This window comes from Atlantibacter hermannii (assembly GCF_009907385.1).
GTDB lineage: Bacteria > Pseudomonadota > Gammaproteobacteria > Enterobacterales > Enterobacteriaceae > Atlantibacter > Atlantibacter hermannii_A.
In genome coordinates this window covers 78,224-99,626 of record NZ_JAAATR010000105.1, presented here as the reverse complement: position 1 = coordinate 99,626, position 21,403 = coordinate 78,224, and the positions used below count along the sequence as shown (strand labels likewise).

Sequence of the window (21,403 nt, the reverse complement as noted above, 5' to 3'; positions counted from 1 at the left end):
TCCTGATGATGCAACCTGCAATAAAACCCAGCGAAGAACATTCCGCCGCCGATATTATCGCCCGCATCGGCAGCTTAACGCGTATGCTGCGTGACAGCCTGCGCGAGCTGGGGCTGGACCAGGCGATAGCCGAAGCCGCAGAGGCGATCCCGGATGCCCGTGACCGCCTTGACTATGTGGTGCAAATGACCGCCCAGGCGGCGGAACGCGCGTTAAACAGCGTTGAGGCTTCCCAGCCGCATCAGGAAGAGCTCGAGAAGGGCGCGAAAGCGTTGAGCAAACGCTGGGATGCCTGGTTTGAAAACCCGATTGAACTGAGCGACGCCCGCGAGCTCGTTACCGATACCCGTCAGTATCTGTCAGAGGTGCCGGGCCATACCAGCTACACCAACGCCCAACTGCTGGAAATCATGATGGCCCAGGACTTCCAGGATCTCACCGGCCAGGTGATCAAGCGCATGATGGACGTGATTCAGGAAATTGAACGGCAGCTGCTGATGGTGCTGCTGGAAAACATGCCGGAGCCGGGAACGCGCGCTAAACGCGAGAACGACAGCCTGCTCAACGGTCCGCAGGTGGATACCACCAAAGCGGGCGTGGTGGCGAGCCAGGACCAGGTTGACGATTTGCTGGATAGTTTAGGGTTTTAACACGTAAAGCCACTCTGTGAAGCAGAGTGGCTGTTAACCCCTGTTGAAATGAAGCGGGAACTGGTGAGGCTGCTGGCGTAAATGCAGCGTTAAGTCCTCATTTGGTTGATTATGCGCTAATGCCGCATGAAGTTTTGCCAGTTTTAATCCGTTGATAACCGGCGTCCGATAGTGCGCTAATTCGTAGCGCATCAGCATATCGCTCCGGTAATTGACCAGCGTCTCAACCAGGAACTGACACAGCTTCGGCCCAATTTTATCCACCTGTTTGCCATAAATGGTACGGAGAATTTTAACCAGCGCACCGATTTCATTAGGTGTGTATTCGAGCACCAGCTCCAGACGTTTTTCGATCAAATCATCAAGATAATTTTCCGGACTAATGACTTCCTTACGCTGAACATTATAAAGAATGGCATCCCAGGTCATTAGCGTTGTCTTTAACAGGCTGTGCGCATCTTCAAAGGGGATAATCTTTTGTTTGAACGCCCAGGTATCGGCAAGGCACCAGATATCAAAGTCGATGTTTTGATAACGAAATCGGATGCCGCCGAGCTTATTCATCTGGCATTGTTGGATGGGTGACTGTGCAAGGCGTGCCGTGAGTTCATGACGATCGGCATCGACTACGACGTCAATGTCTGAGCGAAAACCTTTACGTCCGAATAGCCCAATGTCGCGAATCATTCCGCCAAAAATCCAGGCGTGAGAACCTTGCGCCAAAGAAACAATTAACTCTCTGGCTGCTTTGCGTTCGTCACATGACGTAAAAAAAGCGTCAAGTCGACGTTTAAGCAGGTCGTGGCGAGAGGCGACTTTCATATTCATACAGCGATTTTAGCTCATCATGAAGGGTGATCAAATAGCTGTCTGTCATGCCCGATATCGCATCTGAAAGCAGCTGCGCCTCTTTGTAAAGCTGAGGGAGATCGTTTTTGTCATCCTCAAAAATGCGGCGGTAATTTTCTGAAATACGACCGTAGGCGTAGCGGCCAAACGGGGAGTTGGAAAGATACTCCTCGCGTGGTTCAAAAGCCGGGTCTGCTTTGCTTAACGCTTTTTCCCGATCGCGTTCCTGGGCAGTTTTATGACCATGAATGCCGACCCACAGCATATCCATGAGACCCTGAATAGCGTTAGAGCCTTTTAATTCCAGTTCGAGAACCGAGCGGTGTCGATAGCCGCGCGTTCTGTCGAAGTCTTTTAGCGCTTCACATAATTCAGCCGCCCTGCTGACGCCGATCAGATCGTTAATTTTGCAATCCGGTTGCAGCATTAACGAGTGATGTTCAAGAAAAGCATCGACGACACTGTTGACCATGGCGATGGAACATTTCACGCGGAACATTTGCATACTCATATCATTAAGCTCGGCAGGTGACAGCGCCTGGCGTAATGTATCGTATTCACTGTTTTTTTCTTCCGTTTCTTTTATGACGTGTTGAATAACGGGATCGTCGGGTTTTTTCCAGCAACGTAAATGGTTAATCAGATCCTGATACGAGGCCAGCGACTTTTTAACTGTATCTTCCGCATCCAGGATGGAATACGCGATGTCATCACAGGCTTCCATAATGTAAGTAAAGGGATGACGAAGGTTTTCTTTAAGCCCGGTTTCGCGCCATATTTCTTTCACGACCTTTTCTTCAGAATAGAAGTAGCCATGCTTTTTCCAGTGACTATCGCCGTATGAATAAGCATTACGCGGATATTTTATTAACGCCGCAAGCGTGGCATAGGTAAGATTGAGACCGAAATCGTCGTTAAGGATCTGGAGCTTGGTCACCAGACGGAGAGTTTGAGAGTTACCGTCAAAGTGGTAAAAATCCTTATAAATACCTTGTGGCGTTTGTTGGCTTTCTTGTTCAACGATTGCGGCCAAATTACGGGTGAACCAGGCTCTCATGGCGGCTTCCCCTTGATGACCAAAAGGGGGATTACCAAGATCGTGAGCCAAACCGATAGCCGCTAAAAGTGCAGGCACATCACGTTTAATCCGGGTGTCGCACAAGGAGCCAAAGAGGGTTTCTTTATAATCAAAGGCTAAGCGCATCCCAATTCCCCGGGCAAAGTTTGCCACTTCATGAGAATGGGTCAGGCGTGTGCGGACGCTGTCATTGCAGTCTAAAGGAAATACCTGCGTTTTGTCGGCGAGGCGACGTGTTGGCGCCGCAAATAATATGCGGTCGAAGTCTCGTTCAATTTCTTGTCGCCACTCGGTTTTCTGAGGCTGGTCGCGTGCGGTGATTCCATGCTGTAAGTGTACGGACTTTTTATCTTTACGACGACGACTATTAAGCAACTGCTCCCATTCCATTGGCATTGTCTCCGTATTCTCTGTTTTCGCCAGATTAACAGCTTTCGCAATTGTGAAATATGAATCCAATAATACTTTTTATTTCTTTGGGGAAGGCTCGCAAAATACATGCAAAGCGATGAAAATGCTTTGTATGCAAGGAGAAGTCCTGCTCAGGTAGCGAAACGAGACAATGAAAACGGGCGTACTGATACAGAATGTAAGGCCGCCAATCGACAGCGGCCTTAATTGTTAACGAAGCTGCCCAAATAACCGCGAAACATTCACGCCTTTCAAAAAGATAAACGCCAGCAGCAGCCCGCCCCACAGGGCCATAGTGATGTAACTGCTCACGCCGAGAATATTCAGGCCGCTCTCCAGCATTTGCAGCAGGATCAGCGCCATCACCATGCCAAATACCTTACCGAATCCGCCATCCGGGTTAATCCCGCCCAGTACCGCCGCCAGAATCGATACCAGCAGATAGGACTCGCCATACGAGGCTTTGGCGGAGTTAAGTTTTGACATCATCAGCAGCCCGGCGATCACACACAGCACCGATGACAGGATATACACCCCTATCAGCGTCTTGCGGGTGTTAATTCCTGAATAGTGGCTGGCCTGCTCGTTCGAGCCAATCAGGTAGATAGTGCGGCCGAATGCGGATTTTTCCAGAATGATCCACATCACAATGGCCACGACTATAAACACCAGCAGCGGCATGGGGATACCCAACACGCTGGAACTGTTGATCGACAAGATATAGTCCGGGAAATGGGTGATTGACGACCCGCGGGAAATCACGATGTTGATCCCGTTTAACAACGTCATGATCCCCAGCGTCGCCAGGATCGGCGAGACCCGTACTACCGCAATCAGCATGCCGTTGATAAACCCGATGGCCAACGCGGTGGCAAAACCGGCGAGTAAAACCAGCACCACGGCAAACGCCCCCGGCGGGTAGTGCGTCGCCACCCACGCCATAATCAGCGCGCAGGCGTTCATGGTGGCGATAATCGACAGGTTAATCCCGCCGGTCAGCATGGTGACCGCCATCGCCAGCGCCAGCACGCCGAGGATGGGCATCTGTGAGGCGATGGACTGAAAGTTGGCCGCTGACCAGAACACATTGGGGATCAGGAAGCTGAACGCCACGACGGTAACGCCAATCAGCACGCTCAGATAGATTTCAACGTTATCTTTGATTTTACGATTGCTCATAGCGCGACTCCCTGGGTTTTACGTTGGCCCCACGCGGTGGTGCTGATACTGATCACTATCACCAGACCGGTGACCACCGTGTGCCAGTAAGACGAGATCCCAAGCAAATTGAGGCCGTTCTGCAACACCGCCAGCAGGATCACCCCCAACAGCGTGCCGAGCAGCGTGCCGCGCCCGCCAATGATACTGGTGCCGCCCAGTACCACGCCGGCCAGCACCGTCAGTTCGTAGCCCAGCAGCGAGTCGGGCGCGACGGTCAGCACCGTGGCGGACTGCACCACGCCCGCGACGCCGGACATCAACCCCATATAGCCATACACGAACAACTGCAGTTTAAAGATGCCGAACCCCATGCGCGAAGCGGCTTCCCGGTTGCCGCCCATGGCGTAAATCATGCGCCCGATACTGGTTTTGTTCATGATGATGCCGGTGAGCGCCACCACCACGATCAGCGTCAGAATTTGCAGGCTCAGGCCATAGTCGTAGCCGTCGGCGGCGGTGAATTTAAACAGCATCACGCCCTGTTCAAACCATTCAGGGTAGCTGTACAACCAGACTCCTTTGGTGAGATACAGCAGCAGGCCATAGAAAATATTCAGGGTAGAAATGGTGATGATGATCGACGGGACGCTCAGCCGGTTCACCAGAATGGCGTTCACCACCCCCAGCAGCAGCCCAATGCCGCCGCTGAGCGCGAAGGCGAGGGCGAAGTTGCCGGTGGTGTTCTGGATCAGCGTCACCATTACGTACTGCGAAATAATGGTCATGGCGGGGAAGGAGATATCGATCCCGCCGGAAATCAATACGATAAACAGACCGCACGCCAGAATCGTCAGCATGGCGTAGTTGTTAATTAAATCGTAGATGTTACCCAGTGTCATAAAATCGGGGCTGGCAAACGTCAGGTAGCCGCCAATGATGAGGATGGTGATCCCCAAAAAGAGTTCATGCTTTTTTATGCCAAATTTATTAACCATTGACGACCTCTGCCAGCTCGGCTTCCGTGGTTTTTGAAGGCCAAAACTCCGCCGTCATTTCCCCTTTACGCATCACCAGGATGCGATGACTGTTAAAAAACGCCTCGTCGATCTCATCGGTCACCATCAGCACTGCAATGCCGTGCTGCGCAAGCGCATTGATAATCTGATAAATCCCCGCTTTGTTGGCAATATCCACGCCGACGGTGGGGGAGTCGAGAATTAACACTTTTGGTTTGATCGCCAGCCATTTTGCAATAGCGACGCGCTGGGCGTTGCCGCCGGACAGGGTATTGACCGGATGATGAACGCTGCCGATTTTTATGGTCAGTTGCTTGACCAAATCCTCTACCACCGCATCGGATTGACGACGGTCCAGCAGCCGCCACGCGGTTTTCAGCCGCGACAGCACGGTTGAGATAATGTTGTCGTTGATCGATTGCGCCATTACCAGGCCGGTGCCCATGCGGTCTTCAGAAACGTAACCGATCCCCGCATCGATGGCGTCGCGGTTGCTTTTAAAGTTTACCGGCTGGCCGTCGATCAGGATTTCACCGCGATCCGGGCGCGTCAGACCAAACAGGCTCAGGCACAGTTCAGTACGCCCTGCGCCCAACAGCCCGGTGATGGCCACGATTTCGCCTTTATGCACCCGCAGTGAGACGTCGTAATACTCGTCTTCGCGGCTTAAATGTTTGACCTCCAGCGCCACGTCGCCGAGCTGCTCCCGTGGCGTCAGGCACTGGTAAGAGAACGCCAGCCCGGTCATCAGAAACGCGAGCTTTTTATTATCGACTTCCGCCGCCGGATAGGTGCCGATGAGCTTGCCGTCTTTCAGTACCGTGATGCGATCGGAAATCGCCATCACCTCGACCAGGCGGTGGCTCACGAACACCACACAAATCTGGCGCTGTTTCAGATCGTTAACCACCTTAAGCAAGCCTTTCACTTCCTGCATAGTCAGCGAGGCGGTGGGCTCATCCATAATGATTAATCTGGCATCCTGCGCCAGCGCCCGACAGATGGCGACAATCTGGCGTTGCGCGATGGGCAGGGATTCTACTGTTGCATCGAGATCCAGCGTTGCGCCGATGCTTTGCAGCGTCGTTTCGGCAATCTCGCGGATTTCGCGCTGATTCACCCAGGACTTTGTATGGTACTGATGAATGGCGATGTTTTCGGCCACCGTCAGGTTAGGGAACAGCGACAGATCCTGATAAATCACCTGAATGCCCGCTTTGACCGAATCGACAGGCGAGAGGCGAGAAACCGGCGCGCCGTCAATCTCGATCTGCGCGCCGGGGTCGGGCTGATACACGCCGGAAATGATTTTAATCAGGGTCGATTTACCGCAGCCGTTTTGTCCGGCCAGACAATGCACTTCTCCGGGCAACAGGGTCAGCGCGACGTTATCCAGCGCTTTAACGCCGTAAAACGTTTTGCTGATGTTGGCCAGCGAAATAAAAGGCTTCATGACCACCTCACAGAGACAATTATCGCCGGGCGTGAGAGCGACCGGCGAACAAGCAAATAATCGGCTCCGGCGCGTGGGTGAACCGCGCGCCGGAGCAACGCCTTGATTAATAGAGGCTATCGATATTGTCATTGGTAACGCGCAGGACGTTATGGAATTTAATGATGCGTTTATCGGTATCCACGTCGGCTTTGCCCAGTTTCGGGATATCCAGACTTTGTTTGATCTCTTCGCCTTTGATGACCTTATCCGCCACCGCCGTCAGCGCATAGCCTGCGGTAGCCGGATCATAGGTTACGCCCATGGTGATATCGCCGCTCTTGATCAACGATGCCGCCTGTGACGGGATCATCATGCCGAATACGAACACTTTGCCGCGCGCGCGTTTCTCTTTCACCGCACGACCGGCGCCGATGGGACCCTGAGAACCGAAGGAGATCACCCCTTTCAGGTCAGCGTGCGCTTTCATCAGATCAAGCGTGGTGCGACGGGCGTCATCGATGTTTTCCGCCACCGGCATGCGGGTGGTGACTTCATGCATCTCCGGATAATGTTCTTTCTGGTATTTCACGAACAGGTCAGCCCACAGGTTATGTTGAGGCACGGTCAGGCCGCCAACGTAAATCACATAGCCGCCTTTGCCGCCCATGGCCTTCGCCATTTCCTCTACGTTATCGGCCGCGAATTTTTCGTTATCGATGATTTCGACGTCCCAGTTAGCGGACGGCTGCCCCGGCGATTCGTTGGTCAGCACCACGATGCCCTGATCGCGCGCTTTCTTGAATACCGGTTCCAGCACATTGGCGTCGTTCGGGACGATAGTGATGGCGGAGACTTTTTTGGCAATCAGGTCTTCAATAATTTTAACCTGCTGCGGGGCGTCGGTACTGGAAGGGCCAACCTGATAAGCGTTGATGCCTAAATCTTTCCCGGCGTTGGTGACGCCTTCGCCCATACGGTTAAACCACGGCATACCGGCGATTTTGGAGATATTGACGACTTCCACCTCTTTCGCCATCGCGGAAGTGGCGCAAACCATTAAGCCGAGCACGCTGGCGGATAATAATTGTTTTAAATTCATCTTACTCATCGAACACCTCTGACTGGTGACATAAGTTATAGGGTTAATGGTGCAAACACGTTGTTACCGGGGTAAGTCGCTGTTATGTGATGTAAAGCCGAAATGAGCCCTTCACAAATTCAAGGCGTGTAGTGGAAATTAACTGCCGGATGAGAGTATCCCTGTTACTCATGCATTCCCTTAAGACACTTCTTAGGCGACTTAACGACTGTAGGAGTTACAGAATGAAAAAGTTATGTGTTTTATGGTCATAGTTATGGATAAAACGGTTGCAAAATTGTTTTGAGAAGATGATCACATTTGGTAGGGCAAATGTTGCAACCTGTTGCAGATAATGTGCTTTGGATCGGCTGTAAACCTGTTAAATCTGGGGGTTGTGGAATCGCTTTCACAAACACTACCTGTAAAAAAGTTAAATAAACGTGACGCGTGTACAATTTTCTCGTGTCAGGGATATGGACAGGACTGTTATGGCAGCAATGCTGCTTTTTATCCCGGTTGCAGCAGTCTGCCGTCGCGCGTGACTTAATTTACATCCAGAATTCCTCGCGTTTCCCTCCGCTTTTCCGGCGATTGAATTCGGGCGTTATTACGCATAATGGCGATATGACATTACGGAATCTCCATTGTGGCTGAAGATAGCGACCAGGAAAAAACAGAGGCCCCCACACCCCACCGGCTTGATAAGGCGCGTGAAGAGGGGCAGATCCCCCGTTCCCGTGAACTGACCTCGCTGCTGATGTTGCTGGTGGGGATCAGCATTCTGTGGATTGGCGGAGAGCCCGTGGCCCGCAAACTGGCGGCGATGCTCACCGCAGGCCTGCATTTCGACCACAGTATCATCAATGACCCTGGCCTTATCGTTAGCCAAATCAGCAGCCTGATTAAACAGGCCATGCTGGCCCTGTTGCCGCTGCTGGTGGGCCTGGTGCTGGTGGCGATGGCCGCCCCGATGCTGTTAGGCGGCGTGTTGTTCAGCGCCAAATCCCTGGCGTTTAACCCGGGCAAACTCAACCCCATCGCCGGGATCAAACGGCTGTTCTCCGCTCAGGCGCTGGCCGAGTTGGTCAAGGCGGTGCTGAAAGCCACGCTGGTGGGCAGCGTCACGGCCTGGTATCTGATGCACAACTGGCCCGAGATGCTGCGGCTGGTCAGCGAAGCGCCCATCGCCGCGCTGGGCAACTCCCTGAATCTGGTGGCATTGTGCGGCCTGCTGATCGTGTTGGGCCTGATCCCAATGGTTGGCTTTGACGTGTTCTGGCAAATCTACAGCCACATCAAAAAACTGCGCATGACCCGTCAGGATATCCGCGACGAATTTAAAGATCAGGAAGGCGACCCGCATGTAAAAGGGCGCATCCGCCAGCAGCAGCGCGCCGCCGCGCGTCGCCGCATGATGGCCGACGTGCCCAAAGCCGACGTGATCGTCACCAACCCGACCCATTACGCCGTGGCGCTCAAGTACGACGAAAACAAAATGAGCGCGCCAAAAGTGCTGGCGAAGGGCGCGGGCCTGGTGGCGTTACGCATCCGCGAAATTGGCAATGAACACCGCATCCCGATGCTGGAAGCCCCGCCGCTGGCGCGTGCGCTCTGGCGCCATGCCGAAATCGGCCAGCAGATCCCCGGCCAGTTGTACGCCGCCGTGGCGGAAGTGCTGGCCTGGGTATGGCAACTGAAACGCTGGCGACTGGCTGGCGGATTGATCCCCAAGAAACCGCAAAACTTACCGGTGCCTGAGGCGCTGGACTTTATGAATGAGAAGGACACCGATGGCTAATCTGGTGGCGATGCTGCGCCTGCCCAGCAATTTGAAAACAACCCAGTGGCAGATCCTGGCCGGACCGGTACTGATCATGCTGATCCTGTCGATGATGGTATTGCCGCTACCGGCTTTCGTCCTCGACCTGTTGTTTACCTTCAATATTGCGCTGTCCATCATGGTGCTGTTGGTGGCGATGTTCACTCAGCGCACCCTGGAGTTCGCGGCATTCCCGACGATCCTGCTGTTTACCACCTTGCTGCGCCTGGCGCTCAACATCGCCTCCACGCGTATCATCCTGATGGAAGGCCATACCGGCGGCGCGGCGGCGGGTAAAGTCGTCGAGGCCTTCGGTCACTTTCTGGTGGGCGGTAACTTCGCGGTGGGCATCGTGGTGTTTATCATCCTGGTGATCATCAACTTTATGGTGATCACCAAGGGTGCCGGGCGTATCGCGGAAGTGGGCGCGCGTTTCGTACTCGACGGTATGCCGGGCAAACAGATGGCGATCGATGCCGACCTCAACGCCGGGATTATCGGCGAAGACGAAGCCAAAAAGCGCCGTTCCGAAGTAACCCAGGAAGCCGATTTCTACGGCTCCATGGACGGTGCCAGTAAATTTGTGCGCGGTGACGCCGTGGCGGGGCTGTTGATCATGGTTATCAACATCGTCGGCGGCCTGCTGGTGGGCGTGATCCAGCACGGAATGCCGATGTCGCAGGCGGCGGAAAGCTACACCCTGCTGACCATCGGCGACGGCCTGGTGGCGCAGATCCCGGCGCTGGTGATTTCGACCGCCGCAGGCGTCATCGTTACCCGCGTCAGCACCGAGCAGGACGTCGGCGAGCAGATGGTCGGCCAGCTGTTCAGCAATCCGCGCGTGATGCTGCTCAGCGCCGCCGTGCTTGGGCTGTTGGGCCTGGTGCCGGGGATGCCCAATCTGGTGTTCCTGCTGTTTACCGTGGCGCTGTTGGCCCTGGCCTGGTGGATGCGCGGAAGAGAGACCGCAGAAGCCCCCGCGCCGCAGCAGGTCAAGCAGCCTGAGAACCCCCAGGCGGTGGAAGCCACCTGGAGCGACGTTCAACTGGAAGATCCGCTGGGCATGGAAGTGGGCTACCGACTGATCCCCATGGTGGATTTCCAGCAGGACGGCGAACTGTTGGGCCGCATCCGCAGTATTCGTAAGAAATTTGCCCAGGATATGGGCTTCCTGCCGCCGGTGGTGCACATCCGCGACAATATGGATCTTCCCCCGGCGCGCTATCGTATTCTGATGAAAGGGGTAGAAATTGGCAGCGGCGACGCCTATCCGGGCCGCTGGCTGGCGATTAATCCCGGCACCGCCGCAGGCACGCTGCCGGGCGAACAAACCATCGACCCGGCCTTTGGCCTGGCGGCGATCTGGATTGAAAGCGCCCTGAAAGAGCAGGCGCAAATTCAGGGCTTTACCGTGGTGGAAGCCAGTACTGTGGTGGCGACCCATCTCAATCATCTTATCGGCCAGTACGCGCCGGAGCTGTTTGGCCGTCAGGAAGCGCAACAGCTTCTCGATCGCGTCACCCAGGATATGCCGAAGCTGACCGAGGATTTAGTGCCCGGCGTGATCACACTGACTACGCTGCATAAAGTGCTGCAAAGTTTGCTGGCGGAAAAAGTGCCGATCCGCGATATGCGCACCATTATTGAAACCCTGGCGGAGCACGCGCCGCTGCAGAACGATCCCCATGAACTGACCACCGTGGTGCGCGTGGCGCTGGGCCGCGCCATCACCCAGCAGTGGTTCCCGGGCACCGGCGAAGTGCAGGTGATCGGTCTGGACACCGCGCTGGAGCGTCTGCTGCTGCAAGCCCTGCAGGGCGGCGGCGGGCTGGAGCCAGGCCTGGCGGATCGCCTGCTGGAGCAGGCGCAGGAAGCCTTACAGCGTCAGGAAATGTTAGGCGCGCCGCCGGTGCTGCTGGTGAACCATGCGCTGCGCCCGCTGCTGTCGCGCTTTTTGCGCCGCACCCTGTCGCAGCTGGTGGTGCTCTCTAATATGGAGCTGTCGGAAAATCGCAATATCCGCATGACGGCGATAATCGGAGGTAAATAATGCGCGTACTGGCGGGATTAGTGCTGCTCGCGCCGCTGCTGTCTCACGCGGCGGAAGGGGCGTGGCAACGCAGCGCCGTGGGGGCAACGCTCGGCTGGCGCGGCCAGGCGGTCTCTTCGCCGCCGCTGGCCCCCGCGCAGCCGGTATCCGGAATAATGACGCTGGTGGCCTGGCGTTATGAACTGACGGGCCCGATGCCCGCCGGATTGCAGGTGCGGCTGTGTAGTACTAATCACTGCGTGCCGATTGAGGGGCAGAGTGGGACTACTCAGGGTTTCAATAACATCGCCGCCAGCGAGCCGCTGCGTTTTATCTGGGAGGTCCCCGGCGGCGGCAAACTGTTCCCGGTGTTGCGGGTGCGCTCTAATCAGGTGATCGTGAATTATCGCTGAGGGCAGCGTCACGGCGCAGGCCTTGCGCCGTGACGGATTAAATTAATGGATAGTCGGTTACATCACCCCTTCGAGCGCCAGGTATTGCAGTAGCATGATGGTCTTGGCATCGACAATTTTTCCCTGCTTAATCGCAGTGAAGGCGTCATCGAAACCCAGCTCGACGGTTTCGACGTCTTCACCTTCCTCTTCAATACCGCCGCCCGTGCTGGCGAACTGGCTGGCATCGTATTCGGCAATAAAAAAGTGCAGCTTTTCGGTTACGGAGCCGGGGCTCATAAACGCCTCGAACACTTTCTGAACCTTGTCGAGACGATAGCCGGTTTCTTCTTCCGCTTCCGCTTTGATGCGTGTCTCAGGGTCAAGATTGTCCAGCAACCCGGCGGCTGCTTCCAGCAGGAACCCGTCATGATCGTTGAGAAAGGCCGGGAGGCGGAACTGGCGCACCAGTATCACGCTGCGCTTCGCACGGTTATACAGCAGGACCGTCGCCCCGTTACCACGATCGTAGGCTTCGCGCGTTTGCCGCTGCCAGTTGCCGTCCCGGCGTAAAAAATCAAAGGTGTATTTTTTCAGGACATACCAGTCATCGGATAGCGTCTGGCTGTCGAGAAGACGAATTCGCGTAGGTTCAGATTGCATTTTGCCACCTCCATCAGTAAGGTTGCACGATAACGCGCTCATTCGTGCATATTCAATCTCATTCGTGCGATATCGTGCAAGAGGGTTTATGCTCACTCCACAACGTAAAAAAAAGATCCTCGAATTGCTTGCCGCGCAGGGGCAGGTGCTTTCGAAGCAATTAAGCGAAACCTTTGCCGTCTCCGAAGATACTGTTCGGCGTGATTTACGGGAGTTGTCTGCGCAAGGACTGTTGCAGCGGGTGCACGGCGGCGCGCTGCCGGCTTCAGCCGCTATCGCCACCTTTGCGGAACGCAAAAATCTGTCGCTGGACATCAAACAGCGGCTTGCCCGCAAGGCGGCGGAGCTGATTTTGCCGGGACAGGTGGTGCTGATTGACGGCGGCACCACCACCGGCGAACTGGTGAAATGTTTGCCGCCTGATTTAAACATTACGGTGGTCACGCACAGTCCGGGGATTGCGCTTGGACTTATCGACCATCCGCTCATCGAAGTGGTGCTGATAGGTGGGCGACTGTTTAAACACTCTGTTGTGGCTGTCGGCGCCGCCACGCTGGAAGGGCTGGAGAAAATTCATGCCGATGTGTGCTTTTTAGGGGTGACCGGTATACATACCGAAGCGGGGCTGACCACCGGCGATTTTGAGGAATCGTGTATTAAACGCGTCCTTGCAGGCCGCGCGGCCGAAACGATTGTGATGGCGTCCCCGGAAAAGTTGAATACGGCTTCTCCCTGGGCGATAGGCGATATTTCGCTGATGAATACACTGGTGGCGGCGAAGGAAACGGAGGAACACGTGCTGCGCTCGTTTGCGGAGCGAGGGGTTGATGTCGTGAAGGGGTAGAGTGGGGTTGTTAGTTACAACATACTTTTTGTTGGCGATGATTTAGCGCGGCATCGATGTTGGTTACGGTTTTGAAGGCTGAAAGGGCTGGAGTGAGGGAACAGGTGGTCGACCCCGGTCGGGGATTCTCATCCCCCCCAGGCATGGAGCGGATAAGAAAAAGGCCCGTACTGTGTACGGGCCTTTTTCAGGAATATGGCGGTGAGGGGGGGATTCGAACCCCCGATACGTTGCCGTATACACACTTTCCAGGCGTGCTCCTTCAGCCACTCGGACACCTCACCATATTGTCGTCCCGTTCTGTCCGGGACGGGCGCTAATGTAGGGAAATCCTGCTGCGCCGTCAATCAACTTTTCGCGTTATTGCGCGCGTTTAATCAAACTTCAAACAACCTGCTTCTTAAAACAGCAAATTGATGAAATTCAGGGCAATGCGGCTTGCATCTGCCAGGGTTTGCCGCGATCCTGGTATAAAAAGAGGAGACGCTATGGACATCATTTTTTATCACCCCACCTTTGATACGGGCTTCTGGCTCGAAAAATTACATCAGGCGCTGCCGCAGGCTCGGGTACGTGAGTGGAAACCCGGCGATAATGACCACGCAGACTATGCGCTGGTCTGGCACCCGCCCGTTGAAATGCTCAGCGGGCGCAAAACCCTGAAAGCCGTTTTCGCGCTGGGCGCGGGTGTGGATTCTATCCTCAGCCAACTGCAACAACATCCCGAGATGCTGCCGCCGGGCGTGCCGCTGTATCGCCTCGAAGATACCGGTATGGCCCTGCAAATGCAGGAGTATGCCGTAAGCCAGGTGCTGCACTGGTTCCGGCGCTTCGATGATTACCAGGTGCAGAAACAGCAGGGCGTCTGGAACCCGCTGGATGACTATACCCGTGAAGAATTTTCCATTGGTATCCTCGGCGCTGGCGTTCTGGGCGGCAAAGTCGCGGAAAGCCTGGTCGCCTGGGATTTCCCGGTGCGCTGCTGGAGCCGCAGCCGCAAAAATTATCCCAGCGTTGAGAGCTTTGCAGGCCATGACGAGCTGGACGCGTTTCTCTCCGGCACCCGCGTGCTGATAAATCTGCTGCCGAATACGCCGGAAACCGTCGGCATTATTCATCGTCAGCTGCTCGATAAACTGGCGGATAACGCCTATGTCATCAACCTGGCGCGCGGTGTTCACCTGGTGGAAGAGGATTTACTGGCCGCGCTGGACAGCGGCAAACTTAAAGCGGCGATGCTGGATGTATTCAACCGCGAGCCGTTGCCCGCCTCAAGCCCGCTCTGGGCGCATCCGCGCGTGATAATAACCCCGCATGTCGCCGCCGTGACCCGTCCGCTGGAGGCGATCGCCTGTATCAGCCAGACCATTACCCGTCTCGATCGCGGCGAGATCCCCGCCGGTCAGGTGGATCGGAAACGCGGCTATTAACAGCCCGCCCGGCGGCCCTCGCCGGGCATTTCGTGAGCTTCAACGCTGAAACTGGTATCCTTAGTGAAAACGCAAGAGGAGAAAACCATGTATCCCGTTGACCTGCATATGCATACCGTCGCCAGTACTCACGCTTACAGCAACCTTCATGACTATATCGCTGCGGCAAAGCAAAACGGCATCAAGCTGTTTGCTATTACCGATCACGGCCCGGACATGGCGGATGCGCCGCACCACTGGCACTTTATCAATATGCGTATTTGGCCACGCGTGGTGGATGGCGTAGGGATTTTGCGCGGCATTGAAGCCAATATCAAAAATACCGCTGGCGAGATCGACTGCACCGGTCCGATGCTGGATGCGCTGGATTTTATTATCGCCGGTTTCCACGAGCCGGTGTTTCCGCCCCAGGATCGCGACACCCATACCGAAGCGATGATCGCCGCCATGGCGAACGGTGATGTCCATATGATCAGCCACCCCGGCAACCCGAAATTCCCGGTGGATATTGACGCCATCGCTGAAGCCGCTGCGAAGTATCACGTGGCGCTGGAAATCAACAACTCGTCCTTTTTACACTCCCGCAAGGGTAGCGAGGCCAACTGTATCAGGATCGCGGCTGCCGTGCGCGACGCAGGGGGTTGGCTGGCGCTCGGCTCTGATTCCCATACGGCATTTACCCTGGGTAATTTCGATGAAAGCCTGAAAATTATCCGCGCCGTTGATTTTCCGGAAGAGCGGATTCTTAACGTCACGCCACGCCGTTTTCTGAATTTCCTTGAATCACGCGGCAGGGCGTCTATCCCTGAATTTGCAGATTTCTAATCCCATCCATGGAATGTTTATGAACGAATTTTCTATTATTTGCCGCCTGTTAGGCTCCCTTTATTATCGCCACCCCAGCGATCCGGTCATGGCGCCGATTTTCACCTTGATCAACGAGGGAAAACTGGCGCAGAACTGGCCGCTGGAACAGGACGAACTGCTGGCGCGGTTGCAGAAAAGCGTGGACCTGCCCGCGTTGACGGCAGACTACGATGCGCTGTTCGTCGGCGAAGCGTGTCGCGTGCCGCCCTACGGTTCGCAATGGCAGCAGGAGAAGCAGGAAGCGGATGTTCGGTCCTTTCTGCAAACTCGCGGTATGCCGCTGGGCGAAACGCCGGCGGATCATATCGGCACGCTACTGCTGGCCGCCTCATGGCTGGAAGATAATGCCGCAGATGACGAGAGCGAAGCGCTGGAAACCCTGTTTGCCGACTATCTACTGCCGTGGTGCGACACCTTCTTTGGCAAAGTGGAGGCAAATGCCACTACCGCCTTCTGGCGCACCCTTGCCCAGTTATCCCGTGAGGCCGTACTGGCAATGTGGGACGAGTTGACCGAAGAGAGCGAAAAAAAGTGACATAAATCACATTATTTATGTAACGCCACTCTTCAAATTGCAAAATATGTGCGGCATATCTCACCAGTAGCCAGGGCTTCTGATAAGATACGCCGCCATGAACATACTCATTTCTTTAGCACTGACGACAGGTATCCTCTCCGGCCTTTGGGGCTGGGTGGCGATTTCTCTTGGTCTGATTAGCTGGGCGGGCTTCCTGGGATGTACCGCCTATTTCGCCTGCCCGAAAACCGGCTTTAAGGGTTTGTTGATGACGGCCTGCACCCTGTGCAGCGGCGTGTTGTGGGCGCAGGTGATCATTCATACCAGCGCCATGGCACCGCAGTTTTCTGTTTTAGGCTATGTCATTACCGGCGTGGTGGCGTTCCTGATGTGCGTTCAGGCAAAGCACCTGTTGCTGTCGTTTGTGCCGGGCACCTTTATTGGCGCCTGTGCCACTTTTGCAGGGCAGGGGGACTGGCAAGTGATTATCCCATCATTACTGTTAGGCCTGCTGTTTGGCTTCGCCATGAAAACCAGCGGTCTCTGGCTTGGCAGCCGCAGTGAGAAAAAAGCCCTGGCGCAAAACGAAAAAAAACCAGCCTGAGCTGGTTTTTTTATTGGTGCGGTTAGGTATCAGGATTCCGGCGGCGTCGCCATATCCCGGTACTTCGCCAGCACTTTATTATTCATGTCAGCCGGGTTTTGCAGATCCCACAGTCCGCGATTAATCCCGTCATTCACCAGATAGATCACCCCGGTTTCAATAGCCGACATCAGGCACATCATCACAGGCTCATTCGAGGTGTAGCCCATTTCGCCTTCCAGCAAACGTTGATAATCAATGAAGCGGAACACCCCAGCCTGCACTTCATAGGACAGGATCGTTTTGCTGGTATTCACCGATGACAGCACTTCACCCGTGCTCACATTGACCACACGTAAGTTCACGGCAATCTGGTCCAGCTGATACTGCGTATCCGCACCTATCCCAAAGTAACGAGCCCCGACGCCGCCAGATTTAACGTTGCTTTCATAACCGATAATCGAGCCTTCGATCATGATATTCGCCGCGCGCAGCGAGTCCAGTGGCATACGGTTGTTCGGTGCGACGGTGCCGTTTTCCTGCGCGGCGCGGATGATTTTACGTTCGTTGAGCAGGTTTTGCAGACCCTGGCGTTCCAGTGGGATAAACCACTTCGAATCTTTCAGCGCGGTCACCAGCATGGAGGTGGCGCTCTGCGGCACGGCGGTTGAGAAGTTACTTGCCGGGTAAGGCTTGAACTGCCCGGTTTCATCCTGAATGTTATACACCGACACGTAGAGCTTGCCTTTTGGATCGGGGAGCTTCACCAAATCGCGATAGCTTTGTGCGCGGGGCATCAGAGTGGGTTTTGCCGCTTCTTTTGGGGGAGCGGTTAAACAGCCACTTAATAACGTCACTGCCAGAAGTAAAAGTAAGCGCTGCATGATAAGAATCCTTTTTAACCAGATTATTCTGTGCCGGAGCTGTACTGTAATCCCGATACCTCAATGACAGAGGTTCTCCCGGTCTTACGGTCGGTGACGTTCAGCTGCAACTGTCCGTCGCGGTTCGCAATATCGACGATATAATCGCTGGTCACCATTCTGCCCGGCGTGCCGGTACTGATATTCGACATCAGGTTCCCCAGCACCTGGGATTGCAGAGCCTGACTGAAGCTATCCAGCGCGGTTGGGGCTTCGTAGCCTAAATCGTCGTCATAACTGGGATCTTTGTACGAGTTTTGCGCCTGCGCGCTGTTTAATAAAAAAGCGCCGTTATTCGGGTTACCGCCAAAATTCGGGTTGCGGAATTGAAACGTCATATTTCCGCCCCACGACAGTGGCGCAATTAACATCAACGAAATCATGCCGTATGCGAGACGCATGTCAGCCTCCTGAATAGGTTTTATTGAGAATTAAAATTCATCGCTGGTTAAATCACCGGTACTCAATAACACTTTATCTATTTGACGACGCTGCAATGCTTCCTGTGTCTGCGCAAGTGCAATATCGACGTTTTGGTCAAAGTCTCGTTTTGTAGGGAACAGAAAGAGTTGGAAAAGCACTTCCTGATCCAGAGTAATGGTTATCCAGCTTCCCCAACGGGCGCTGGGCCTTTCATTAATTGACAGGTTTCCGGGATATGAACTTTCCCATTTATGGCTAAATTCACGATAAAAATCATGACCAATAGACGAAACGGTACGGTCGGTTAATAATCCCGGGACTTCCACTTCTACGGCGTGTGCAGTCGTAGTGGCCCAGAAAATTCCGCAGGCCACCAGTAAAAGTTTAAGGTTTTTCATGGCTTATCGCCTGAGGTTATCGTTCGCCCACGAAACAGCTTGAGTACGGTTTTTTACCGCAATCTTCTTAAATAAATTATAAAGATGGGTTTTGACCGTGTTTTCGCTAATAAATAAGGCCTGAGCGATTTCAATATTTGAAGCGCCGACGCGTAATTTATTAAGGATCTCTTTCTCACGATGCGTAAGCAGCGTGGATTCACCGCCGTTATAACGATAATTACCCGAATGAGTAATCAAATAACTGGCAAGCTTTTGCGAAAAATAGCATTCGCCGCGCAGTACGCCTCGCATCCCTTCGATAACACAGGACTGGTCTTCATGGGCGTAAAACACCCCATGAATATGCGGCCAACCCTCGATTTCTCGAAACGGATATTCATCGGGTGTATTCAGTAACACGATCTTGAGATTGATGTTCTTGCGGCCTAAATTATCCTGCCAGTATTGAATCAGCTTCTTATCAGCTTCCATCATATCAAGCAGAATCAAACTGTTAGCTGCAATATCATCAACGGAGCGCTGAATATTATGCAGTTTGCCGTTTATGCCAAGAGATGATTTTAAATGCTGTAATAACGCTGTCGCCTGTAAGGACGGTTTAGTAATCAAGAACAACGTTTGGCCATGCATGCTCTGGACTTCACTGTACATGATGAAACCCCACTGTTTTTTATATTGACACCTGGCAGCTGGGCTGAATAGATATTCAGCCCACCAGAAGTACTGTCAGATGCTGCACTGCTGTGTATAGAAAAATAATCAATCATCCCCGGAGAGGGTGATGAAAAAGAGAGACATTTATTTGTACTGCTGAATTCAATCTAGCCATTACTAATCTTAAATCAAGTGTTAAAGATGTTACAGAATGTAAAATCGAATATACAAATGTTAATATGTCCGTTTTATAAATGAAAAAATTAATAGAGAAGTTGTACATTTTTAATGATTTGCATCATTTTTAAAATCATACAAATAATTATAAATTTATGATTTTATGGTTTTTTTGTATTTTGCGCGCAAAATGTATTACCTCTAATCTTCAGTGTCACCCTGACAACAGCGAGGCTTTAGGTTTTGTATAGATAATGAGTTCGCCGTGACAGAATCATCAGCCGTTTTTTTTGACAGGCATCTCACCCCTGTTTTTTCCGCTTCGCTTGTTAACCTGGGCTGAATCTTTGACTTCCACGCTGCCGCCTTTGCTAAAGAAATATTTTCCTTCTTTATTACCCAATCTCATTCTCATACTTTTTAGTGACGGAATAAGAAAAAATACGACTCGCGGGTGAGATATTAAATATGTTTCCCCGGACATACTCTTCTCCGTAACGCAGCAATAACATTTTGTTAGTTGTGTTTACAAATTAGAAATGATTGAAAGGATAATTGCATTAATTATCCTGCCAGCCCAAGGTGACAACATGAAAAACAAATTGTTGTTGATGATGTTGACTATATTGGGTATGCCCGCTGTGGCTTATTCATATAGTAATGATCTTGCGGCAGCAGAATATAACTTTGCTGTGAATGAATTAAGCAAGTCTTCATACAATCAGGCAGCGATTATTGGTCAAGACGGTTCTCATAATAGAGCCGATACTCGCCAGGATGGCCATAAGTTACAAACCGTGGTGGTCCAAAACGGCACGGGTAACAGAGCAAATGTAGACCAATCAGGAAATTACAATCTGACGTATGTCTCTCAGGACGGTTTCCGTAATGATGCGGATATACAGCAGAATGGGTTCGGTAATAGCGCGATTGTTATTCAAAAAGGCTCGAATAACAGAGCGAACGTTACCCAATATGGTACGCAAAAAACCGCAGTTGTTGTTCAAAAGAACTCGTTTATGAATATACGCGTTACACAACGCTAATTCTGAGCGACTTAATATCAATCCGATGGGGGTTTTACCATGAAATTATTCAAAGTGGCAGCAGTTGCAGCATTAGTGGTTATCTCTGGCAGCGCGATGGCAGATCGTAATGACTGGCGTCCTTCTCAGTCTGGCGCTGAGTTGAAAATTTATCAGGATGGCGCTCATCATGTTGTGAATTCAGTTCAGACTGGTGCTGACGGCTCCCTGGTGGATATTAACCAAACGCATTATAACAACTTCGCGAATGTTCAGCAGTCTGCTAAAGACAGCAACATTTGGCTGGATCAGGACGGTGTGAAAAACACCGCCGATATTAAACAGCCTGGCGGTTTTGGCTCTGATACCGATGTTACCCAGAAAGGTAACTACAACGCTGTGAACGTGAATCAGAATGCTATCCGTTCTGATATCACTATCAGCCAGCGCGGTAACTCTCACTACGCTAACGTTGTTCAGACTGACAACTACGCATCAGCGGACGTGACTCAACGTGGTTACAATAACTTCGTGAATGCTGCTCAGTACTAATCGTACAACGCATTAAGAACAGGGCTTCGGCCCTGTTTTTTTTGGAGGTCAGTTATGTACACCATGGTGTTACTCGCCGCGCTAACCAACCAAATCGTGTTTGACGCCCAACAGCAAGGATCTATCTGGACCATCATACCGCAGGTGATGCTGACCCAGGACTGCGAATGCCAAATCCAGCTTGAGGCCGTACGCAAAGGCACTTCCGGCAATAGCAATACGCGTCAACATTCTCGCGCGCATATTAAAAGCAATGAACCCTATTCGGTATCGCGTCTGGCCATCAATGTCGATCCGGGCGATGACCTGACCATCCTCGTCACCGTCAGCGACGGCAAAGCCATCAATCTCAGACAACAGTGGTCACCGCCGGGAATTCTGTAAGGTATCGAGTCGATTAGTAAAGTTGTTCTGTTTTTTGCC

At 53.1% G+C, this 21,403-nt stretch carries 24 protein-coding genes and 1 tRNA gene; 12 read left to right on the top strand and 13 right to left on the bottom strand.

All coding sequences use genetic code 11. From position 1 onward, the window contains the following. Positions 1–5: 5 nt before the first annotated feature. Complete coding sequence (cheZ, locus tag GV764_RS19865) at positions 6–650, top strand: protein phosphatase CheZ (RefSeq protein ID WP_161661607.1); 645 nt, start codon at positions 6–8, stop codon at positions 648–650. Between the two features lie 33 nt (positions 651–683). Here cheZ and GV764_RS19860 read toward each other — a convergent pair whose 3' ends face one another. The 6 genes from GV764_RS19860 to GV764_RS19835 all read right to left on the bottom strand — a co-directional run bounded on the left by GV764_RS19860 (position 684) and on the right by GV764_RS19835 (position 7,657). Beyond that, positions 684–1,478, bottom strand: coding sequence for a hypothetical protein (locus tag GV764_RS19860; protein WP_161661606.1), 795 nt, complete (start codon positions 1,476–1,478; stop codon positions 684–686). Beyond that, complete coding sequence (gene dgt, locus GV764_RS19855) at positions 1,441–2,967, bottom strand: dGTP triphosphohydrolase (protein WP_161661605.1); 1,527 nt, start codon at positions 2,965–2,967, stop codon at positions 1,441–1,443. The genes GV764_RS19860 and dgt overlap by 38 nt, the downstream gene beginning before the upstream one ends. Positions 2,968–3,198: 231 nt before the next feature. After that, the gene (locus tag GV764_RS19850; RefSeq protein ID WP_161661604.1) at positions 3,199–4,167 is read right to left on the bottom strand and encodes an ABC transporter permease; all 969 of its coding nucleotides are present in this window, start codon (positions 4,165–4,167) and stop codon (positions 3,199–3,201) included. Beyond that, positions 4,164–5,144 (bottom strand): ABC transporter permease, encoded by a 981-nt coding sequence (locus GV764_RS19845; RefSeq protein ID WP_161661603.1) that lies wholly within the window; start codon positions 5,142–5,144, stop codon positions 4,164–4,166. The genes GV764_RS19850 and GV764_RS19845 overlap by 4 nt, the downstream gene beginning before the upstream one ends. Further along, on the bottom strand, positions 5,137–6,618 hold the full coding sequence (locus GV764_RS19840) for a sugar ABC transporter ATP-binding protein (protein WP_161661602.1): 1,482 nt from the start codon (positions 6,616–6,618) through the stop codon (positions 5,137–5,139). Before GV764_RS19840 ends, GV764_RS19845 begins: the two co-directional genes overlap by 8 nt. A 106-nt stretch (positions 6,619–6,724) precedes the next feature. Then, positions 6,725–7,657, bottom strand: coding sequence for a substrate-binding domain-containing protein (locus tag GV764_RS19835; protein WP_476561226.1), 933 nt, complete (start codon positions 7,655–7,657; stop codon positions 6,725–6,727). 670 nt (positions 7,658–8,327) lie between these two features. On the opposite strand from GV764_RS19835, the gene flhB reads away from it, so the two are divergent. From flhB to flhE, 3 genes are read left to right on the top strand one after another with little or no spacing between them, the layout of a single operon-like run. After that, complete coding sequence (flhB, locus tag GV764_RS19830) at positions 8,328–9,479, top strand: flagellar biosynthesis protein FlhB (protein WP_161661600.1); 1,152 nt, start codon at positions 8,328–8,330, stop codon at positions 9,477–9,479. Beyond that, positions 9,472–11,550 carry a flagellar biosynthesis protein FlhA gene (gene flhA / locus GV764_RS19825; protein WP_161661599.1) on the top strand — a complete coding sequence of 693 codons (2,079 nt, stop codon included), beginning with the start codon at positions 9,472–9,474 and terminating at the stop codon, positions 11,548–11,550. Before flhB ends, flhA begins: the two co-directional genes overlap by 8 nt. After that, positions 11,550–11,942 carry a flagellar protein FlhE gene (gene flhE / locus GV764_RS19820; protein WP_161661598.1) on the top strand — a complete coding sequence of 131 codons (393 nt, stop codon included), beginning with the start codon at positions 11,550–11,552 and terminating at the stop codon, positions 11,940–11,942. The genes flhA and flhE overlap by 1 nt, the downstream gene beginning before the upstream one ends. A 57-nt stretch (positions 11,943–11,999) precedes the next feature. On the opposite strand, the gene GV764_RS19815 is transcribed toward flhE, so the two are convergent. Then, positions 12,000–12,584 carry an NUDIX hydrolase gene (locus GV764_RS19815; RefSeq protein WP_161661597.1) on the bottom strand — a complete coding sequence of 195 codons (585 nt, stop codon included), beginning with the start codon at positions 12,582–12,584 and terminating at the stop codon, positions 12,000–12,002. 88 nt (positions 12,585–12,672) lie between these two features. Between GV764_RS19815 and GV764_RS19810 the strand changes: the two genes are divergently transcribed. After that, a complete protein-coding gene (locus GV764_RS19810; RefSeq protein WP_161661596.1) occupies positions 12,673–13,428 on the top strand; it encodes a DeoR/GlpR family DNA-binding transcription regulator in 756 nt (251 codons plus the stop codon). A gap of 196 nt (positions 13,429–13,624) precedes the next feature. On the opposite strand, the gene GV764_RS19805 is transcribed toward GV764_RS19810, so the two are convergent. Beyond that, positions 13,625–13,712: transfer RNA gene (locus tag GV764_RS19805), tRNA-Ser, on the bottom strand. A gap of 204 nt (positions 13,713–13,916) precedes the next feature. Between GV764_RS19805 and ghrA the strand changes: the two genes are divergently transcribed. The 4 genes from ghrA (at position 13,917) to GV764_RS19785 (ending at position 16,846) form a co-directional block, all read left to right on the top strand. After that, positions 13,917–14,858 carry a glyoxylate/hydroxypyruvate reductase GhrA gene (ghrA, locus tag GV764_RS19800; RefSeq protein WP_161661595.1) on the top strand — a complete coding sequence of 314 codons (942 nt, stop codon included), beginning with the start codon at positions 13,917–13,919 and terminating at the stop codon, positions 14,856–14,858. A gap of 87 nt (positions 14,859–14,945) precedes the next feature. Beyond that, positions 14,946–15,683, top strand: coding sequence for a phosphatase (locus GV764_RS19795; protein ID WP_161661594.1), 738 nt, complete (start codon positions 14,946–14,948; stop codon positions 15,681–15,683). A gap of 19 nt (positions 15,684–15,702) precedes the next feature. Beyond that, positions 15,703–16,260 carry a TorD/DmsD family molecular chaperone gene (locus GV764_RS19790; protein WP_161661593.1) on the top strand — a complete coding sequence of 186 codons (558 nt, stop codon included), beginning with the start codon at positions 15,703–15,705 and terminating at the stop codon, positions 16,258–16,260. A 97-nt stretch (positions 16,261–16,357) separates the two neighbouring features. Further along, positions 16,358–16,846, top strand: a complete 489-nt coding sequence (locus GV764_RS19785) for a DUF1097 domain-containing protein (protein ID WP_161661592.1) — start codon at positions 16,358–16,360, stop codon at positions 16,844–16,846. A gap of 29 nt (positions 16,847–16,875) precedes the next feature. Here the strand turns inward: GV764_RS19785 and csgG are convergent, their stop codons facing one another. From csgG to GV764_RS19760, 5 genes are all read right to left on the bottom strand, one after another. Beyond that, positions 16,876–17,709: a curli production assembly/transport protein CsgG gene (gene csgG, locus GV764_RS19780; RefSeq protein WP_161661591.1), complete on the bottom strand. Its 834-nt coding sequence runs from the start codon at positions 17,707–17,709 to the stop codon at positions 16,876–16,878. A gap of 23 nt (positions 17,710–17,732) precedes the next feature. Then, positions 17,733–18,149: a curli production assembly/transport protein CsgF gene (gene csgF, locus GV764_RS19775; RefSeq protein WP_161661590.1), complete on the bottom strand. Its 417-nt coding sequence runs from the start codon at positions 18,147–18,149 to the stop codon at positions 17,733–17,735. A gap of 30 nt (positions 18,150–18,179) precedes the next feature. After that, on the bottom strand, positions 18,180–18,569 hold the full coding sequence (csgE, locus tag GV764_RS19770) for a curli production assembly/transport protein CsgE (RefSeq protein WP_125292156.1): 390 nt from the start codon (positions 18,567–18,569) through the stop codon (positions 18,180–18,182). Positions 18,570–18,572: 3 nt separating this feature from the next. Then, positions 18,573–19,223: a biofilm master transcriptional regulator CsgD gene (gene csgD / locus GV764_RS19765; RefSeq protein WP_125292155.1), complete on the bottom strand. Its 651-nt coding sequence runs from the start codon at positions 19,221–19,223 to the stop codon at positions 18,573–18,575. A 457-nt stretch (positions 19,224–19,680) separates the two neighbouring features. Continuing rightward, on the bottom strand, positions 19,681–19,887 hold the full coding sequence (locus GV764_RS19760) for a hypothetical protein (RefSeq protein WP_161661589.1): 207 nt from the start codon (positions 19,885–19,887) through the stop codon (positions 19,681–19,683). 106 nt (positions 19,888–19,993) lie between these two features. Between GV764_RS19760 and csgB the strand changes: the two genes are divergently transcribed. From csgB to csgC, 3 genes are read left to right on the top strand one after another with little or no spacing between them, the layout of a single operon-like run. After that, positions 19,994–20,449, top strand: a complete 456-nt coding sequence (gene csgB, locus GV764_RS19755) for a curli minor subunit CsgB (RefSeq protein ID WP_161661588.1) — start codon at positions 19,994–19,996, stop codon at positions 20,447–20,449. Between the two features lie 39 nt (positions 20,450–20,488). Next, the gene (locus GV764_RS19750; protein ID WP_125292153.1) at positions 20,489–20,980 is read left to right on the top strand and encodes a major curlin subunit CsgA; all 492 of its coding nucleotides are present in this window, start codon (positions 20,489–20,491) and stop codon (positions 20,978–20,980) included. Between the two features lie 54 nt (positions 20,981–21,034). Next, a complete protein-coding gene (gene csgC, locus GV764_RS19745) occupies positions 21,035–21,364 on the top strand; it encodes a curli assembly chaperone CsgC (RefSeq protein WP_161661587.1) in 330 nt (109 codons plus the stop codon). The last annotated feature ends 39 nt before the right edge of the window (positions 21,365–21,403 follow it).

Coding starts and splice junctions, on each gene's coding strand:
- GV764_RS19795 (WP_161661594.1), top strand. CDS start 14,946: ATGTATCCCGTTGACCTGCATATGCATACCGTCGCCAGTACTCACGCT.
- GV764_RS19790 (WP_161661593.1), top strand. CDS start 15,703: ATGAACGAATTTTCTATTATTTGCCGCCTGTTAGGCTCCCTTTATTAT.
- cheZ (WP_161661607.1), top strand. CDS start 6: ATGATGCAACCTGCAATAAAACCCAGCGAAGAACATTCCGCCGCCGAT.
- dgt (WP_161661605.1), bottom strand. CDS start 2,967: ATGGAATGGGAGCAGTTGCTTAATAGTCGTCGTCGTAAAGATAAAAAG.
- GV764_RS19815 (WP_161661597.1), bottom strand. CDS start 12,584: ATGCAATCTGAACCTACGCGAATTCGTCTTCTCGACAGCCAGACGCTA.
- GV764_RS19760 (WP_161661589.1), bottom strand. CDS start 19,887: ATGTCCGGGGAAACATATTTAATATCTCACCCGCGAGTCGTATTTTTT.
- csgG (WP_161661591.1), bottom strand. CDS start 17,709: ATGCAGCGCTTACTTTTACTTCTGGCAGTGACGTTATTAAGTGGCTGT.
- GV764_RS19810 (WP_161661596.1), top strand. CDS start 12,673: ATGCTCACTCCACAACGTAAAAAAAAGATCCTCGAATTGCTTGCCGCG.
- csgB (WP_161661588.1), top strand. CDS start 19,994: ATGAAAAACAAATTGTTGTTGATGATGTTGACTATATTGGGTATGCCC.
- GV764_RS19850 (WP_161661604.1), bottom strand. CDS start 4,167: ATGAGCAATCGTAAAATCAAAGATAACGTTGAAATCTATCTGAGCGTG.
- GV764_RS19860 (WP_161661606.1), bottom strand. CDS start 1,478: ATGAATATGAAAGTCGCCTCTCGCCACGACCTGCTTAAACGTCGACTT.
- flhE (WP_161661598.1), top strand. CDS start 11,550: ATGCGCGTACTGGCGGGATTAGTGCTGCTCGCGCCGCTGCTGTCTCAC.
- csgD (WP_125292155.1), bottom strand. CDS start 19,223: ATGTACAGTGAAGTCCAGAGCATGCATGGCCAAACGTTGTTCTTGATT.
- csgC (WP_161661587.1), top strand. CDS start 21,035: ATGTACACCATGGTGTTACTCGCCGCGCTAACCAACCAAATCGTGTTT.
- csgF (WP_161661590.1), bottom strand. CDS start 18,149: ATGCGTCTCGCATACGGCATGATTTCGTTGATGTTAATTGCGCCACTG.
- GV764_RS19840 (WP_161661602.1), bottom strand. CDS start 6,618: ATGAAGCCTTTTATTTCGCTGGCCAACATCAGCAAAACGTTTTACGGC.
- GV764_RS19785 (WP_161661592.1), top strand. CDS start 16,358: ATGAACATACTCATTTCTTTAGCACTGACGACAGGTATCCTCTCCGGC.
- GV764_RS19835 (WP_476561226.1), bottom strand. CDS start 7,657: ATGGTTTGCGCCACTTCCGCGATGGCGAAAGAGGTGGAAGTCGTCAAT.
- GV764_RS19750 (WP_125292153.1), top strand. CDS start 20,489: ATGAAATTATTCAAAGTGGCAGCAGTTGCAGCATTAGTGGTTATCTCT.
- flhA (WP_161661599.1), top strand. CDS start 9,472: ATGGCTAATCTGGTGGCGATGCTGCGCCTGCCCAGCAATTTGAAAACA.
- ghrA (WP_161661595.1), top strand. CDS start 13,917: ATGGACATCATTTTTTATCACCCCACCTTTGATACGGGCTTCTGGCTC.
- csgE (WP_125292156.1), bottom strand. CDS start 18,569: ATGAAAAACCTTAAACTTTTACTGGTGGCCTGCGGAATTTTCTGGGCC.
- GV764_RS19845 (WP_161661603.1), bottom strand. CDS start 5,144: ATGGTTAATAAATTTGGCATAAAAAAGCATGAACTCTTTTTGGGGATC.